Origin of the sequence: Cobetia sp. MB87, assembly GCF_011319755.1 — a bacterium.
In the GTDB taxonomy this organism is placed as follows: Bacteria; Pseudomonadota; Gammaproteobacteria; order Pseudomonadales; family Halomonadaceae; genus Cobetia.
Genome location: NZ_VFBC01000008.1, coordinates 154,657 through 169,644, shown reverse-complemented (window position 1 = coordinate 169,644; position 14,988 = coordinate 154,657). Strand labels below are relative to the sequence as shown.

Annotated in this window: 14 protein-coding genes; 8 read left to right on the top strand and 6 right to left on the bottom strand. The window is 64.1% G+C overall.

Annotated elements, in window-relative coordinates; genetic code table 11:
• Positions 1–523 precede the first annotated feature (523 nt).
• From CDPAHKCJ_RS10250 to CDPAHKCJ_RS10225, 6 genes are read left to right on the top strand one after another with little or no spacing between them, the layout of a single operon-like run.
• A complete protein-coding gene (locus tag CDPAHKCJ_RS10250) occupies positions 524–3,316 on the top strand; it encodes a monovalent cation/H+ antiporter subunit A (RefSeq protein ID WP_166019704.1) in 2,793 nt (930 codons plus the stop codon).
• Entirely contained in the window at positions 3,316–3,672 is a 357-nt protein-coding gene (locus CDPAHKCJ_RS10245; RefSeq protein ID WP_166019703.1) for a Na+/H+ antiporter subunit C, read from the top strand. The genes CDPAHKCJ_RS10250 and CDPAHKCJ_RS10245 overlap by 1 nt, the downstream gene beginning before the upstream one ends.
• Positions 3,672–5,213, top strand: coding sequence for a monovalent cation/H+ antiporter subunit D (locus tag CDPAHKCJ_RS10240; protein WP_166019702.1), 1,542 nt, complete (start codon positions 3,672–3,674; stop codon positions 5,211–5,213). The genes CDPAHKCJ_RS10245 and CDPAHKCJ_RS10240 overlap by 1 nt, the downstream gene beginning before the upstream one ends.
• Complete coding sequence (locus tag CDPAHKCJ_RS10235; RefSeq protein WP_043334742.1) at positions 5,210–5,710, top strand: Na+/H+ antiporter subunit E; 501 nt, start codon at positions 5,210–5,212, stop codon at positions 5,708–5,710. The genes CDPAHKCJ_RS10240 and CDPAHKCJ_RS10235 overlap by 4 nt, the downstream gene beginning before the upstream one ends.
• Positions 5,704–5,973: a K+/H+ antiporter subunit F gene (locus CDPAHKCJ_RS10230; RefSeq protein ID WP_166019701.1), complete on the top strand. Its 270-nt coding sequence runs from the start codon at positions 5,704–5,706 to the stop codon at positions 5,971–5,973. Before CDPAHKCJ_RS10235 ends, CDPAHKCJ_RS10230 begins: the two co-directional genes overlap by 7 nt.
• A gap of 18 nt (positions 5,974–5,991) precedes the next feature.
• On the top strand, positions 5,992–6,393 hold the full coding sequence (locus CDPAHKCJ_RS10225; protein WP_054555276.1) for a Na+/H+ antiporter subunit G: 402 nt from the start codon (positions 5,992–5,994) through the stop codon (positions 6,391–6,393).
• Positions 6,394–6,579: 186 nt separating this feature from the next.
• Here CDPAHKCJ_RS10225 and hemH read toward each other — a convergent pair whose 3' ends face one another.
• On the bottom strand, positions 6,580–7,569 hold the full coding sequence (gene hemH / locus CDPAHKCJ_RS10220; RefSeq protein WP_054555275.1) for a ferrochelatase: 990 nt from the start codon (positions 7,567–7,569) through the stop codon (positions 6,580–6,582).
• A 217-nt stretch (positions 7,570–7,786) separates the two neighbouring features.
• Here hemH and CDPAHKCJ_RS10215 point away from each other — a divergent pair, with 217 nt between their 5' ends.
• A complete protein-coding gene (locus CDPAHKCJ_RS10215; RefSeq protein ID WP_346773919.1) occupies positions 7,787–9,469 on the top strand; it encodes a cryptochrome/photolyase family protein in 1,683 nt (560 codons plus the stop codon).
• Positions 9,466–9,852: a DUF393 domain-containing protein gene (locus CDPAHKCJ_RS10210; RefSeq protein ID WP_166019700.1), complete on the top strand. Its 387-nt coding sequence runs from the start codon at positions 9,466–9,468 to the stop codon at positions 9,850–9,852. Before CDPAHKCJ_RS10215 ends, CDPAHKCJ_RS10210 begins: the two co-directional genes overlap by 4 nt.
• Before the next feature lie 15 nt (positions 9,853–9,867).
• Here the strand turns inward: CDPAHKCJ_RS10210 and CDPAHKCJ_RS10205 are convergent, their stop codons facing one another.
• The 5 genes from CDPAHKCJ_RS10205 to rplI form a co-directional block, all read right to left on the bottom strand.
• Complete coding sequence (locus CDPAHKCJ_RS10205) at positions 9,868–10,224, bottom strand: DUF6482 family protein (RefSeq protein WP_240916755.1); 357 nt, start codon at positions 10,222–10,224, stop codon at positions 9,868–9,870.
• Between the two features lie 215 nt (positions 10,225–10,439).
• On the bottom strand, positions 10,440–12,308 hold the full coding sequence (locus CDPAHKCJ_RS10200) for a bifunctional diguanylate cyclase/phosphodiesterase (protein ID WP_166019699.1): 1,869 nt from the start codon (positions 12,306–12,308) through the stop codon (positions 10,440–10,442).
• Positions 12,309–12,481: 173 nt separating this feature from the next.
• A complete protein-coding gene (locus CDPAHKCJ_RS10195) occupies positions 12,482–12,769 on the bottom strand; it encodes a hypothetical protein (RefSeq protein ID WP_043334752.1) in 288 nt (95 codons plus the stop codon).
• An 86-nt stretch (positions 12,770–12,855) separates the two neighbouring features.
• On the bottom strand, positions 12,856–14,244 hold the full coding sequence (gene dnaB, locus CDPAHKCJ_RS10190; protein WP_165873876.1) for a replicative DNA helicase: 1,389 nt from the start codon (positions 14,242–14,244) through the stop codon (positions 12,856–12,858).
• Positions 14,245–14,530: 286 nt separating this feature from the next.
• Complete coding sequence (rplI, locus tag CDPAHKCJ_RS10185) at positions 14,531–14,977, bottom strand: 50S ribosomal protein L9 (protein ID WP_166019698.1); 447 nt, start codon at positions 14,975–14,977, stop codon at positions 14,531–14,533.
• Positions 14,978–14,988 lie beyond the last annotated feature (11 nt).

Below are 14,988 nucleotides of genomic sequence, written 5' to 3'. Positions count from 1 at the left end.
CTCGAACACACACTTGTCATCCAGGGGCTTCAGGAGGAATACGGCCATGCTCGCAAGACATGACATGACCGCACCAACCCGGCATATTCGCCGTCTGCCCGTTGCGGGCAGCCGGGGACGCGCTGCGGACCTCATCCCATCCTGGATGCTGGCACCCCGTGCCGTGCGACTCCCCTTCCTGACGGATCCGCCCCTTGCGGCGGTAATGTCATGCCCGGAGCGATTGACGCGCTGAACCCGCGCCAGATCCTCCGCGCAGCCCGAGCCAGCCACTGCCACCCCTTGCTGCCGCGTGACGCATGTCGTGTCTCGCATGGCCCCATGAGAACGTCTTCCTGACAGAGTCTCGTGTGTCCGGCACTTCATCGCGGCAACCTGCAGTGCGCTCGCCTATCCTGTCGGCACCCAGTGGCCGAAACTCCGCCTCCCGATCTCGAAGCTGGCAGTCCGGCCCTGAGCCTGTGTCTGCGCAGCCCACGAATGACGGACTACGTACTACAACAACGACTGGAGCGAGTCTTCCATGACCCTGCTGTTGATCGTGCTATTGCCGTTACTCGGTGCCCTGGTGCCCTTGATGGCCAGAAATCTGCCCCGTGCACGCCTTGCCTGGCTGACCGCGGTGGCACCTGCCCTAGCACTCGGTATCGCCGTCTTCCACCTCGGGGACGTCTTCTCGGGCATGGTGCCCCAGTTCCATCTGCCCTGGATCGCGGAGCTGGGACTCAACCTGTCGCTGCGCTTCGATGGTCTGTCGGGATTGTTCGTGCTGCTGATCCTCGGCATTGGCCTGCTGATCATCCTCTATTCCCGCTATTACCTGTCGGGCGAGGACTCACTGGCACGCCTCTACAGCTTCCTGATGCTGTTCATGACCGCGATGCTCGGCATCGTGATGGCAGACAACCTGCTGCTGATGTGGGTGTTCTGGGAGCTGACCAGCCTGAGCTCCTTCCTGCTGATCGGCTACTGGTACCAGCTGAGCGAGGCGCGCAAGGGCGCCCGCATGGCGCTGACCGTCACCGGCGCCGGGGGCCTGGCATTGCTGGCCGGTATCCTGGTCATCGGGCATATCGTCGGCAGCTACCAGTTCGATGACGTGCTGGCCGCAGCAGACCAGATCCGCTCCCACGAGCTCTATCCGGTCGCGCTGGTGCTGGTACTGCTGGGCGCCTTCACCAAGTCGGCCCAGTTCCCGTTCCAGTTCTGGCTGCCCCACGCGATGTCGGCACCGACGCCGGTATCCGCCTTCCTGCACTCCGCCACCATGGTCAAGGCCGGTGTCTTCCTGCTGGCGCGCATGCACCCGGTGCTCGCGGGGACAGACCTGTGGTTCTACATCGTCAGTCTGACCGGTCTTGCCACCCTGCTCTACGGCGCCTGGTTCGCCTTGATGAAGCAGGATCTGAAGGGCGTGCTGGCCTTCTCGACCATCAGTCACCTGGGCCTGATCACGCTGCTGTTCGGCTTCAACAGCCAGATGGCCGCCGTCGCGGGTCTGCTGCACATCATCAATCACGCCACCTTCAAGGCCTCGCTGTTCATGGCCGCCGGCATCGTCGATCACGAGTGCGGCACGCGTGACATCCGCAAGCTCAATGGCCTGTATCGCTACATGCCGCATACCACGGTGCTGGCGATGGTCGCCTCGGCCTCGATGGCTGGCGTGCCGCTGCTCAACGGCTTCCTGTCCAAGGAGATGTTCTTCGCCGAAAGCCTCGATGCCCAGCTGCTGGGCGGTCTGTCGTGGCTGATTCCGGCATTGGCGACCCTCGGTGGCATCCTGTCGGTGGCCTACTCGCTGCGCTTCATCCACGACGTCTTCTTCAATGGCGAGCCGAAGGATCTGCCCAAGACCCCGCATGAGCCGCCGCGTTACATGAAGCTGCCCATCGAGGTGCTGGTGCTGATCTGTCTGCTGGTCGGTATCCTGCCGTCGCTGGTGATCAAGGATCTGCTGGTCAGTGCCTCCGCCAGCGTGCTGGCCGGACCGGTACCGGAGTTCAGTCTCGCCATCTGGCACGGCTTCAATCTGCCGCTGCTGATGAGTGGTATCGCGCTGGCGGGCGGCGTCGCCGTCTATGCTCTGCGCCACCATCTCTACTCCTTCCAGCGTCAGTTCCGCGCGCGCAATGCCCTGCTGGTGTTCGAGGCCAACGTGCAACGCCTCGTCAAGCTTTCCGAGCGCAGCATGGACAGCTTCGAGAATGGCTCGCTGCAGCGCTACATGCTGTGGCTGCTGCTGACCGCACTGCTGTTCGTCGGCATCGGCCTGCTGGCCGTGCCGCAACTGGGCGGAGAGCTTGAGCAACAGCCCTTCGATGGCATGCTGCTGACCGGCGCCGTGATCACCGGCCTGGCCGGCCTCGGCACCGCGATCACCCACCGCAAGCGCCTGATCTCGCTGCTGATGCTGTCCGTGGTCGGCCTGATGACCTCGCTGGCCTTCGCGCGCTTCGCCGCACCGGACCTGGCACTGACCCAGCTGGCGGTCGAGGTGGTGACGATGATCCTGCTGATGCTGGCGCTGTTCTTCCTGCCCCAGCGCACGCCCAAGGAATCCAGCGCGCGCCGCATCATGCGCGACGTGCTGCTGGCCAGTGCCTTCGGCGTGGTGGTGGCGAGCCTCAACTTCGCCATCCTGACCCGCCCGGTGGAGTCGATCTCCGACTTCTTCATGGCCAATGCCGTATCCGGTGGCGGCGGTCACAACGTGGTCAACGTGATTCTGGTCGACTTCCGTGGCTTCGATACGCTGGGTGAGATCACCGTTCTCGGTATCGCGGGTCTGGCGATCTTCAAGCTGCTCAACCGCCTGCGTCTGTTCATGCCGTCCAGTGACCTGGATGGCCGTGGCTGGTCACCGGATCGCCATCCGATGATCCTGGCCACCGTCTCCCAGACGCTGCTGCCGCTGGCACTGCTGGTCTCGGTCTATATCTTCCTGCGCGGCCACAATGCGCCGGGTGGCGGCTTCATCGCCGGTCTGGTGACGGCGGTCGCCATCATCCTGCTCTACATCGCACGTGGCGTGGACTGGACACAGCGCTGGCTGCGCTTCCCCTATCAGCCCGTCGCGGCGGCCGGGGTGTTGATCGCCGGCCTGACCGGTGCCGGCAGCTGGGTGTTCGGCTATCCGTTCCTGACATCCTCCTTCGGCCACTTCACCCTGCCCGTCATCGGGGAAATCGAGTTGGCCACCGCGCTGCTGTTCGACCTCGGCGTCTACCTGACCGTGGTCGGCGCGACCCTGATGATTCTCGCCAATCTGGGCAAGCTGACGACTCCGCATCGCCCGACCAAGGAGAAGATGTGATGGAAGCCCTCTACGCTACTACCACCGGCCTGCTGGCCGCCTGCGGTGTCTACCTCACCCTGCGCGGCCGCACCTTCCCCGTCGTGGTCGGCCTGACGCTGCTGTCCTACGCCGTCAATCTGTTCCTGTTCTCCATGGGTGGCCTGGCCATGCACGGCACGCCGGCCGTGGTCGGCTCAGGCTCGCCCACGGCAGACCCCCTGCCCCAGGCGCTGGTGCTGACCGCCATCGTGATCGGCTTCGCCATGACGGCCTTCGTGGTCATCCTGGCGATGCGCGCGCGCGGCGACCTGGGCAGTGACCACGTCAATGGCAATCGCCTGGATGATTCGAAAGAGAAAGAGGACACCAAGTGATGCTGCAACACCTGATTGTCCTTCCGATTGTCCTGCCACTGCTGGTGGGGGCGAGCCTGCTGCTGAGTCGTGCTACCTCACCGACCCTGCGCCGCACGGTCAGCCTGGTGGCTCAGGCATTGATGGTGGCCATCGCCATCGCGCTGGTCGTGCAGGCCAGTGATGGCACCATCCGCTACTACGCGCTGGGCGACTGGCAGCCGCCATTCGGGATCGTGCTGGTACTGGACCGCCTGTCGGCGACCATGGTGCTGCTCAGCTCGCTGCTGGGGCTGCTGGCCTGTCTGTACGCCACGGCGGGCATCGATGAGACCGGCTCCAACTTCCATGGCCTGTTCCTGCTGCAGCTGATGGGCATCAACGGTGCCTTCCTGACCGGCGATCTGTTCAACCTGTTCGTGTTCTTCGAGGTACTGTTGATCGCCTCCTACGCCCTGCTGCTGCATGGCGGCAGCAAGGCCCGCACGCTGTCGGCGCTGCACTATGTAGTGCTGAACCTGATGGGCTCGGCGTTCTTCCTGATCGCGCTGGGTATCCTCTACGGCGTGACCGGCACCCTGAACATGGCCGACATGGCGGTCATCGTCACCACGCTGGACCCGGGCCGTGCCGGCCTGATGGAAGCCGGTGGCCTGCTGTTGCTGGTGGTGTTCGGCCTCAAGGCGGCGATGCTGCCGCTGTACTTCTGGCTGCCGCGCGCCTATGCCGCGGCCTCGGCACCGGTCGCGGCACTGTTCGCGATCATGACCAAGGTCGGCATCTACTCCATCCTGCGCGTCTACTCGCTGATCTTCACCGACAATGCTGGCGCACTGGCGGACCTCGGCCGTGACTGGCTGTGGTGGGCGGGACTCGCCACCCTGGTGGTGGCGATGCTGGGCGTGCTCTCGGCGCGTGATCTGCGCACCCTGGTGGCCTATCTGGTGATGGTGTCGGTGGGCACGCTGCTGACGGCACTGGGCATGAACACGATCGCGGCAGACAGCGCGCTGCTGTTCTACCTGATCCACTCGACACTGGTCACTGGTGGCCTCTTCCTGCTGGTCGACGTGGTCGCCGGTCAGCGCGGCAAGGCCGGGGCACGCATCGTGCGCTCGCGCCCGCTGCTGCAGGCAGGCCTGCTGGGCGGCCTCTTCCTGATCGGCACCGCCGCCGCCGCCGGGCTGCCGCCGTTCTCGGGCGCCATCGGCAAGGCACTGATTCTCGCCTCGGCAACGCCGGAGCAACAGCTCTGGCTGTGGCCGCTGCTGCTGCTGGCCGGTCTGTGCTCGCTGGTCGCCTGCTCGCGCGCCGGCTCCAGCGTGTTCTGGCGCACCAGCAAGGCCGAGCCCAGCGGCGAGCGGATCGGCGCGGCGCGTGGCATCGCCACTGGCGGGCTGATCTCGGCCGCGCTGATGCTGGTCATCTTCGCGGGACCGCTGGCGAACTGGACCAAGGCCACCGCCGAGCAGCTGTCCAACCCGGCCCCCTATCTTGAATCCTTGCTCGGCAAGGACGCGGCACCCGAAACCGCACCGCCGCTGAAGGGAGATGTCTCATGATCAAGCCTCGTTCCCGTCTCTTGCCCACGCCGATGCTGTCGGTGCTGCTGCTGATCGTCTGGCTGATGCTGCAGAACAGCGTCGCGCCCGGTCAGATTCTGCTCGGAGCAGTGCTGGCCATCGCGATTCCCATCCTGACCTATCGCTTCTGGGAGCCGCAGCCCGACCTCCAGAAGCCCTGGCGACTGATCAGCTACTTCCTGCGCGTGATCATGGACATCATCATCGCCAACCTGCAGGTGTCTTACCTGATCCTCAATCCGCGCGCCAAGTTCCGTCCGGCCTTCGTGCGCTATCCGCTGGAACTTGAGGAGAAATTCCCGATCACCCTGCTGTCGAGCACCATCACGCTGACGCCGGGGACGGTCTCGGCCTATCTGACGCTGGATGGTCGCCACCTGATCATCCACGCGCTGGATGTCGAGGATGAGCAGGAGCTGATTGACGAGATCCGCCAGCGCTACGAGCGTCCGCTCAAGGAGATCTTCGAATGCTAGACATCGCTCTGTGGATCAGCATCGCGCTGTTCGCCACCTCGCTGGTGCTCAACGTCTTCCGGCTCGCCATCGGGCCGGACCTGCCGGACCGCATTCTGGCGGTGGACACCATGTACGTGAACTCCATCGCCCTGATCGTGCTGTTCGGCATCCAGCTCAACAGCAAGTCCTACTTCGAGGCGGCGCTGTTGATCGCCATGCTCGGTTTCGTCAGCACCGTGGCAGTCTGCAAGTACCTGCTGCGCGGCGACATCATCGAATGACCTGAGCGGAGACTCCCCATGCCCACCTGGTTCTATCCTGTCCTCGAAGGCGTGATCGCCTTCTTCCTGGTTGCCGGCGGCCTGTTTGCCTTCATCGGCTCTCTGGGACTGACGCACCTCAAGGACTTCTACATGCGCCTGCACGGCCCCAGCAAGACCACCACGCTGGGGGTCGGCTGCGTGCTGATGGCGTCGATGATCTACTTCCGCGCCACCACCGGCCACTTCAGCTTTCAGGAAATGCTGGTGTCCATCTTCCTGTTCATCACCGCCCCCGTGACCGCTCACCTGCTGTCCAAGGCAGCGCTGCACCAGAAGCTGGTGGCGGACAGCCGTACACGCAACGTGCCGGAGCGACTCGAAGTCGCCGAGGAGCCGGACGAGGTCAACGCCGAGGCCAGCGAATCCCGCCTGCCGTGATCGTCACTCGGCTCTCGCCAGGCAGGCTCTCATCCATCAGGCTCTGAGCCACGAGAGCGAATTCACGAGCGCTGATTCGCAGGAGTGGATTCACGAGCAGCAGACCAGCAACAGCAACGCCCCACCAGTCATGACTTGTGGGGCGTTTTCATTTCTCGGGCCATGGAAGCTTGACTGGCCTGCTGGTTACCAGCCCTGAGTATGCTGGCGACACAGCGCCTCGAGCAGATCGATATGGTCACTGCGATCATTGAGCGCCGGGATATAGCGGAAGTCGCCACCACCGGATTCGGTGAAGTAGCCGCGGTTCTCCTCCTCCAGCTCTTCCAGCGTCTCGAGACAGTCAGCCGCGAAGGCCGGCGAGATGACATCGACGCTTTCCAGCCCTTCACCACCCCACGCCTTCAGCGTTTCATCGGTGTACGGCTTGAGCCATTCGGCCTTGCCGAAGCGCGACTGATAGGTCATCGCCCACTCATCGTCGCCAAGCCCCAGCGCCTCGGCCAGCAGCTGGCTGGTACGCTCGCATTGCGTCGGATACGGGTCGCCCGCCGTCGCATAGCGCTTGGGAATGCCGTGATAGCTCATCAGCAGGCGCTTGCCGCGCCGGCCTTCCTTCTCCCAGTGCTCACGCACACTGGTGGCCAGCGCCGCGATGTAATCCGGGTGATCGTGATAATCGCGCACGAAACGCAGCTCCGGAAGATGCGGGCACGGCTTGAGCGCACGCGCCAGGCGATCGAAGACCGCGGCGGTAGTCGTGCGCGAGAACTGCGGATAGAGCGGCAGGATCAGCATGCGGTCCGCACCACGGCTGGCGAGCTTGCGCCCCACCTCTTCCATGGTCGGCTTGCCATAGGTCATCGCCAGTTCGACGGGAATGTCCTCGCCCAGCGACTCAGCCAGGCGTGCTTCCAGCGCAGCGCGCTGACGCTTGCCGATCGCCATCAGCGGCGAGCCGTCTTCCGTCCATACCGAGGCGTAGGCCTCGGCCACCTTCTTGGGACGCGTCGTCAACACCAGGCCATGCAGAATCGGCAGCCAGAGCAGACGCGGCAGGTCGATCACGCGCACATCACCAAGAAACTCCGCGAGGTAACGGCGCACCGCCTTGGGGGTCGGGGCATCGGGGGTGCCGAGATTGACCAGCATGACGCCAAAACGCGGGGTACTCATGGATGATGGACTCCTGACAAGGGGCAAGAAAAGAGGTGAAGCGGCAGCGCATCCACTTTCATCGACAGCGCAACTACTTTCACTGACAGCGCAGCTACCTTCACCGACAGCGCAGCCATGTTACCAGCTCACCCTGTGCGTGAGGGATGAAGTTATACTATCATCACGATTTGTATAGCTTTAAGACAATTATTGTCACAACCCTCCCGGAGTCCTCGTGCCCGATCCCACCCCCGCCACTCTGCGCCTGGCGACGCATCATGATTTCGCGCGGCCACTGGTGCTCATTCTCGGCGACCAGCTCAGCCATGATTTGGCAAGTCTCAAGCAGGCGCCCGCCGACAGCGTGATCGCCTTCTGCGAGGTCGAGGAGGAAGGTCGCTACGTGCCGCATCACCCACACAAGATCGCGATGATGCTGGCCGCGATGCGCCATCACGCCCAGGAACTCAGGGAGTGTGGCTGGCAGGTACATGAAAGCCGACTGGATGACCCGAACAACCTCCAGCGCCTGACCAGTGAGGCGGAGCGTCTGGCGACCCTGTATCAGTGTGATGGCGTGCTGGTGACCCGCCCCGGTGAGTGGCGGCTGCTGGACGACTTTCTGGCGCGACGCGAGGCCGACAGCATGCGCTGGGAAGTCCTCGAGGACACACGCTTCTTCACCACGCCGGCAGCCTTCGCCGGCTGGGCCGAGGGCCGCAAGCAGCTGCGCATGGAATACTTCTATCGCGAGCAACGCCGTGACACCGACCTGTTGATGGAAGGCAGCGAACCCGCCGGCGGCAAGTTCAACCACGACCACGACAACCGCGAACCGATTCCAGACGACTTCCACGCCCCGCCGCCGCCGGTGCATGCCCATCACGCGGATGCGACGACCCGCGAGGTGCTGGCGCTGGTCGCGGCGCGCTTCGGGGAGCAGGCCAGTGACGAGGATCGCCACTTCGGCAGCCTCGAGAACTTCAACTGGGCCGTCACGCGCGCCCAGGCCCGCTCTGACCTCACGCACTTTCTCGATCACTGCCTGGCAGACTTCGGCCGCTATCAGGATGCCATCGAGGACAGCGATCCCTTCCTGTTCCATTCACGCCTGTCTGCCGCGCTCAATATCGGGCTCTTGGGCCCGCAGGAGGTCTGCAGCGCCGTGGACGCCGCCTGGCGGCGCGGCGATGTGCCGATCAATTCGGCGGAGGGCTTCATTCGTCAGATACTCGGCTGGCGTGAATATGTGCGCGGCATCTACTGGACGCGCATGCCGGGCTACAAGCGCGAGAACCGGCTGGAAGCCAGCCGCAACCTGCCGGAATTCTTCTGGACAGGTGACAGCGGCATGCGCTGTCTGGATCAGGCCATCGCCAGCACCCGCGAGCATGCCTACGCCCACCATATTCGCCGCCTGATGGTCACGGGCAACTTCGCGCTGCTGTGCGGCGTGAAGCCCGAGGCACTATGCGACTGGTATCTGGCGGTCTACATCGATGCCTGCGAGTGGGTCGAGCTGCCCAATACGCTGGGCATGGTGCTGCATGCCGATGGCGGCCTGATGGGCTCCAAACCTTACTGTGCCTCGGGCAAGTACATCGACCGCATGTCCAATCACTGCGACAGGTGCCAGTACTCGCCGAAGAAGGTCACCGGTACGCATGCCTGCCCGTTCAACAGCCTCTACTGGCACTTCATCGAGCGCCATCGCGAGGCATTGTCGCGCAATCCACGCATGTCACTGGTCTACGGCAGCTGGCGGCGCATGAAGGACGACAAGCGCGAAGCCCTGCTGCAACAGGCCGACGCCTTTCTGGCTCGCCTCGACAGCGCCGCGGACTATGGCAGTGATGCCCATCGCGCCGGTTACTACACCGCGCCCTCCAGCCTCACGACCGACAAGGAATCCTCATGAGCCGCATCTGGCAAGCCAGCGCGCCCGTCACGCTTTATCACGATGGCAAATGCCCCCTGTGCCAGCGCGAGGTCGCCTGGCTGGGCAGGCATCCCAGGCGGGAGCGGGTCAGAACGGTGGATATCCGTGCACCAGATTTCTCGCCTCAGGCGCTGGGCTTGAGCTTCGAGACGATGATGGGACGCCTGCATGTACAGGACGCACGCGGGGAGTGGTATGTCGGCATGGATGCCAGCCGAGCACTCTATGCGGTACTCGGCTACCGGCGCCTGGTGCGCCTGTCGCTGCTGCCGGGCCTGCGCCCGTTGATGGACATGAGTTACCGCTTCTTTGCCCGCCATCGCGAGCGCATTGGCCGCTGGGTGCCTCAAAAGCATACCTGAGCCAGAGGCGCGGGCTCAGAAGCTCAACGGGATACGCGAGCTCAAGGGCTGATGGTACTGCGGCGGGCGGCCGATCATCTCGTCATTGGCGACCTGCGAGACCAGCCACGCCCGTGACATCCCGCCCCGCTTGAGCTCGCTGTAGACATCCTCCAGCGAGCGGAACAGCATCGGCTTGCCACGCTTCATCAGCAGCTCACTGCGCTCCTCCTCTTCCTCGCCGGCGGCTTCCAGCACCAGCTGGACCTGATAGAAACGGCTGGCGGCATGACTGATCACGCGCGCCTCCAGTGCAGGGTATTCGGCCATCAGTGACTGCAGATTGCTGGCAAAGATGGCGGACGGCGTGAAGATACTGGCGGTTCTGGACATGTAAAGACTCCTGCGCATCCATGAGGCTGCGCATGGCAAGGCCGTAAGACGACGACGTGGTACAAGGATAGCCCGTGAAAACAGGGGCTGGGCGGATCAGACACTCCGGCAGCCCAACGCTTCAGGATGAACTTCAAGGCTTCACGCCAGACTGATGGCCAGCGATGACAGTCATGGGGCAGGCGGATGACGATTGAGTGACTCGCAGGCGGACATCAACGCACTGGCGATGCACACGCCTCGATGACACGCCCGGAGTCCCGCGCCTTGGCCTCGCTCTTGAGCTCGCTCCAGCGCGCGGCAATCCGGGTCGTCTCGCACCCGGCAAGGCCATGCAGCGCCACCAGTGACAGTCGCGTCAGCGGGAAGAAGCGCGTGGTGTCGAAGCGGTCGTGGCCCTGAAAGCCTCCCGCTGCCAGTACATCGGCCGGATACAGGCTGGCGACCGCATGCTGGAATGCCGACTGCAGGCCAGCCAGGCGTTTCTCGAGCGCTGTCAGGCGCAATGCTCGGTGGGGTTCGGACATGCACAGCGTCATCACGAAGTCATCGCCGCCGACATGGCCGAGGAAGTCACCCTCCTGCAGCGCATCGCGCAATACCGTCGCCAGCGCCAGCAGCATGCGGTCGCCCTGCGCGTGGCCGAAACGGTCGTTGAAGGGCTTGAAGTTGTCGAGATCCAGATAGATCGCCGCCCATTCGGCACTGCGCGCGCTACTGTTCTCTCGCAAGTCCTCGCCCAAGCCCATGCCCGCGCCCTCGCCAGCCACGCAGTCGAGCAACTGCCGCTCGATCGGCCCATTGCCTGGCAGGCGCGTCAGTGGATTGGCCTCCTCGGCGCTGGCCACCTGCAGTTCCGTGATGATGCGCAGCAGATCCAGGGTGCGTCCCAGTCCCTGATAGCGTCCGCCTCGCGTGATGATGAAATCCTCATCGCGATCGCTGCCTTCGCGACCGGTCACCTTGGCCGAGACGCGCTCCAGCGTCTCATCTGCCTCGACGCGCAGCGGACTGGCCTGCATGACCTCATGGATCAGGCGACGCGCATGCAGCTCCGGCCCGAAACGCTGGCTCAGTAGCCCCAGCAGGCGATGGCGGATGATCAGCCCCACCGGACGTTGCTGTTCGTCCACCACGGCCAGCGACATGACCTCCTGCTCGGCATGCAGACGCTGGGCGACCTCATTGACGGTGTCATCCTGCTGCACTGGAGTCACGGCACGCGCCAGACTACCGATGCTGCGCCCAGGTGGCGGGCGCTGCTGAAGCATGCGACTCAGGTGGCGCAGATGCCGGTCGAGCGCGGCGCGCTGGCCGAGCGGGTCGGCCTCGGCTGGCGCGAACAACCAACCTTGCAGGTAGTCGGCCCCCAGCTGGCGCACGCACTCCATTTCCGCCTCATGCTCGACGCCCTCGGCGATCACCTGGCTGCCACTGCCGTGGGCGATATCGATGATCGAGCGCACGAAGCGCCGCTTGAGCGGGTCGGCATGGATACCACTGATGAAATGACGGTCGATCTTGACGAAGTCCGGCTGCACCGACGACCACAGCTTGAGGCTGGCATAGCCCTCCCCGAGATCATCGAGCGCAATGGCGAAGCCCATCGATTGATAATGGCTGACGGCTTCCCGCATCAGCGCCGAATCCAGCCCCGGCGTCTGCTCGGTCAGCTCGATCACCACCTGATGCGGGCGCAGGCCGAAGCGCCGCAGCAGGCGTCGCGTCAGGCCGGGCGAGTGGGCGCCATCCAGCAGCACGTCGGGAGACACGTTGATGAACAGCCGCTCCGTCAGGCCCAGCGTCGACCACTGCTCGAGCGCACGTTCGCGACACAGGCTGTCGAGCTCCACCAGGCGACCGTGCTCGCGCGCCGCCGAGAACATCGCCAACGGTGAGGCCAGCGGCCCCGCGGCATTCCCGCGCGCCAGCGCCTCATAGGCGAAGACCTCACGGCCGTTGGACGACACGATGGGCTGGAAGTGCATGCTCACCTGGCGCAGGCGCAACAACGCCTCCAGTGCATGACGGGATTCGACGACAGGCTGGCCATGAGCGGCTTGCAGGGACGGGGATGGGAGCATGTCAGAATCTGAACATGCTGATATGACAGAGGGATGACAAAGGTGCCGCGCGGCGCATGAGACGCCTCATCCGGCAGAGGGGAGGCTACACGCCAGATCGGCATCTTGCCCGGGGTGATGCCATGCCGGCCTGGCAGCCGGCATGGCGTGATTCACATGCGCCAGAGTGACGCTTACAGCGAGTTGGGGTCGATGGCCTTGCCCAGGGAGTTGCGGTCGATCCACTTGCCCGCCTTGGTCTCCTTGTAACGGAAGACAACCATGTCGCCGGCCACTACCGGCACTTCGCTGTCTTCGGTCTGGTAGCTGTAGCTCTCACCTTCCACGACCAGCGTGAAGCGGTAGAGGTCCGGCATGCCCAGCCACTCCTTGAAAGGCCCTTCACGCTCCAGGCTCTCCAGCGTGCCGCGGCCCTGCAGCTTGGGGGTACGTGCGCGTCCGCGCCCAAATCCACCTGCCATGCTATCTCCTCCCCGTCGGTACGGGTCTTGCGAGGCAACGGCGATGCCGCCGCCCGGGTACATGATTGACGCGCGTACGCATCACGTTATTCAGCGAAGGCCTGGCCATAACTGTCGGGTGCCAGGTCCTCGAAACGGGTGTACTTGCCGATGAAGGCCATGTGAACGGTACCGATGGGGCCGTTACGCTGCTTGCCGATGATCAACTCGGCCAGTCCCTTGTTGTCGGGATTGTCCTTGTTGTAGACCTCATCACGGTAGACGAAGGCGATGACATCGGCATCCTGCTCGATGGCGCCGGATTCACGCAGATCCGACATCACCGGGCGCTTGTTGGGGCGCTGCTCAAGCGAGCGGTTCAGCTGCGAGAGCGCCACGACCGGGCAGGCGAATTCCTTGGCCAGGCCCTTCAGCGAGCGCGAGATCTCCGAGATCTCGGCGGTACGGTTTTCGGAAAGGCCCGGCACCTGCATCAGCTGAAGGTAATCGATCATGATCAGGCCGATGCCGCCATGCTCACGCGCCATGCGTCGACAGCGCGAGCGCATCTCGTTGGGCGACAGCGCCGCGGTGTCATCGACGAACAGCTGCTTGTCCTTGAGCAGGTTGACCGCCGAGGTCAGACGCGGCCAGTCCTCGTCTTCCAGCTGGCCGGTACGCACCTTGGTCTGGTCGATGCGACCCAGCGAGGAAATCATGCGCAACATCAGCGATTCGGCGGGCATCTCCATCGAGAACACGGCGACCGGCTTGTCGCCGGAGACCACGGCATGCTCGACCAGGTTCATGGCGAAGGTGGTCTTGCCCATCGAGGGACGCCCGGCAATGATCACCAGATCCGACGGCTGCAGGCCGGAGGTCATGTCATCGAGATCGCGGAATCCGGTCGAGAGGCCCGTCATCTGTCCCTTGAGGTTGAAGAGCTCATCGATGCGGTCCACCGCGCCGGTCAGCAGCTGACTCATGCCCTTGGGGCCGCCGCTCTTGGGCCGCGACTCGCTGATCTGGAACACCAGGCGCTCGGCCTCGTTGACCAGCTCATCGGCATCACGGCCCTGCGGGCTGAAGGAGCTCTCGGCGATCTGGTTGGCCGCCTGGATGAGCTTGCGCAGCGTGGCGCGCTCGCGAACGATGTCGGCATAGGCCTTGATGTTGCTGGCCGAGGGCGTGTTGCGCGCAAGCTCGGCGAGGGTCGCCAGCCCGCCGACCGACTCGAGCTGGTCACGACTTTCCAGCAGCTCGGACAGCGTCACCACATCCAGCGGGCGACTGCCGCCGACCAGCTGAGACATGGCGTTGTAGATGAGTCGATGCTCATAGCGATAGAAGTCGTCGGCCACCAGCCGCTCGGAGACGGTATCCCAGGCGCTGTTGTCCAGCATCAAGCCGCCAAGCACCGACTGCTCGGCCTCCAGCGAATTGGGCGGCACCTTGAGCGCTGCCGTCTCGCGATCCTGATCCTGAATCTCGCTCATGCCTGGCTGACTCCTGCTGATGACTGACATGCCCGCGGGGGCTTCTAGTTTCACGTATTGACGCAAGCCTGCCAACCGCCGCGCCCACGCCGAAGCCTCTTCCTGACGGGGGCAGGCATTCTACCGGATTTTGTGCGTCATCGCCTCGCCGGCGACCAGTCAAATGCCACGCCGATGATAAATCGCGCCCATGAAAAAACCGCCTTCGCATCGAGGATGCAAAGGCGGCTTGGGTACCGCAGCAGTCACTACACCGGTTCACCGGCCAGTCACTGCAAATCAGCGATTACTCGCCGACCACGACCACACGGACAGTGGCAGTCACTTCAGCGTGCAGCTGCAGCACGATGTCGTATTCGCCAGTGTTGCGCAGCGGGCCTTCCGGCATGCGGACTTCGCTCTTGGCGATGTCGATGCCAGACTGGGCGATAGCTTCGGCCAGGTCACGCGGACCGATGGAACCGAACAGCTTGCCTTCCTCGCCAGCCTTGGCGACCAGGGACAGTTCGATTTCGTTCAGCTGAGCGGCACGCGCTTCAGCTTCGGACTTGCGCTCTGCAACCTGTGCTTCCAGCTCAGCGCGCTGAGCTTCGAAAGCTGCCTGGTTTTCAGCAGTGGCCGGAACTGCCAGGCCGTACGGCAGCAGGTAGTTGCGACCGAAGCCAGCCTTGACGGAAACCTGGTCACCCAGGTTGCCCAGCTTGCCAATCTTGTCGAGCAGAATGACTTGCATCTCGTAAACCT

Excerpts from the sequence above, each read along its gene's own strand:
- CDPAHKCJ_RS10250 (WP_166019704.1), top strand. The coding sequence starts at position 524 with ATGACCCTGCTGTTGATCGTGCTATTGCCGTTACTCGGTGCCCTGGTG.
- CDPAHKCJ_RS10245 (WP_166019703.1), top strand. The coding sequence starts at position 3,316 with ATGGAAGCCCTCTACGCTACTACCACCGGCCTGCTGGCCGCCTGCGGT.
- CDPAHKCJ_RS10240 (WP_166019702.1), top strand. The coding sequence starts at position 3,672 with ATGCTGCAACACCTGATTGTCCTTCCGATTGTCCTGCCACTGCTGGTG.
- CDPAHKCJ_RS10235 (WP_043334742.1), top strand. The coding sequence starts at position 5,210 with ATGATCAAGCCTCGTTCCCGTCTCTTGCCCACGCCGATGCTGTCGGTG.
- CDPAHKCJ_RS10230 (WP_166019701.1), top strand. The coding sequence starts at position 5,704 with ATGCTAGACATCGCTCTGTGGATCAGCATCGCGCTGTTCGCCACCTCG.
- CDPAHKCJ_RS10225 (WP_054555276.1), top strand. The coding sequence starts at position 5,992 with ATGCCCACCTGGTTCTATCCTGTCCTCGAAGGCGTGATCGCCTTCTTC.
- hemH (WP_054555275.1), bottom strand. The coding sequence starts at position 7,569 with ATGAGTACCCCGCGTTTTGGCGTCATGCTGGTCAATCTCGGCACCCCC.
- CDPAHKCJ_RS10210 (WP_166019700.1), top strand. The coding sequence starts at position 9,466 with ATGAGCCGCATCTGGCAAGCCAGCGCGCCCGTCACGCTTTATCACGAT.
- CDPAHKCJ_RS10205 (WP_240916755.1), bottom strand. The coding sequence starts at position 10,224 with ATGTCCAGAACCGCCAGTATCTTCACGCCGTCCGCCATCTTTGCCAGC.
- CDPAHKCJ_RS10200 (WP_166019699.1), bottom strand. The coding sequence starts at position 12,308 with ATGCTCCCATCCCCGTCCCTGCAAGCCGCTCATGGCCAGCCTGTCGTC.
- CDPAHKCJ_RS10195 (WP_043334752.1), bottom strand. The coding sequence starts at position 12,769 with ATGGCAGGTGGATTTGGGCGCGGACGCGCACGTACCCCCAAGCTGCAG.
- dnaB (WP_165873876.1), bottom strand. The coding sequence starts at position 14,244 with ATGAGCGAGATTCAGGATCAGGATCGCGAGACGGCAGCGCTCAAGGTG.
- rplI (WP_166019698.1), bottom strand. The coding sequence starts at position 14,977 with ATGCAAGTCATTCTGCTCGACAAGATTGGCAAGCTGGGCAACCTGGGT.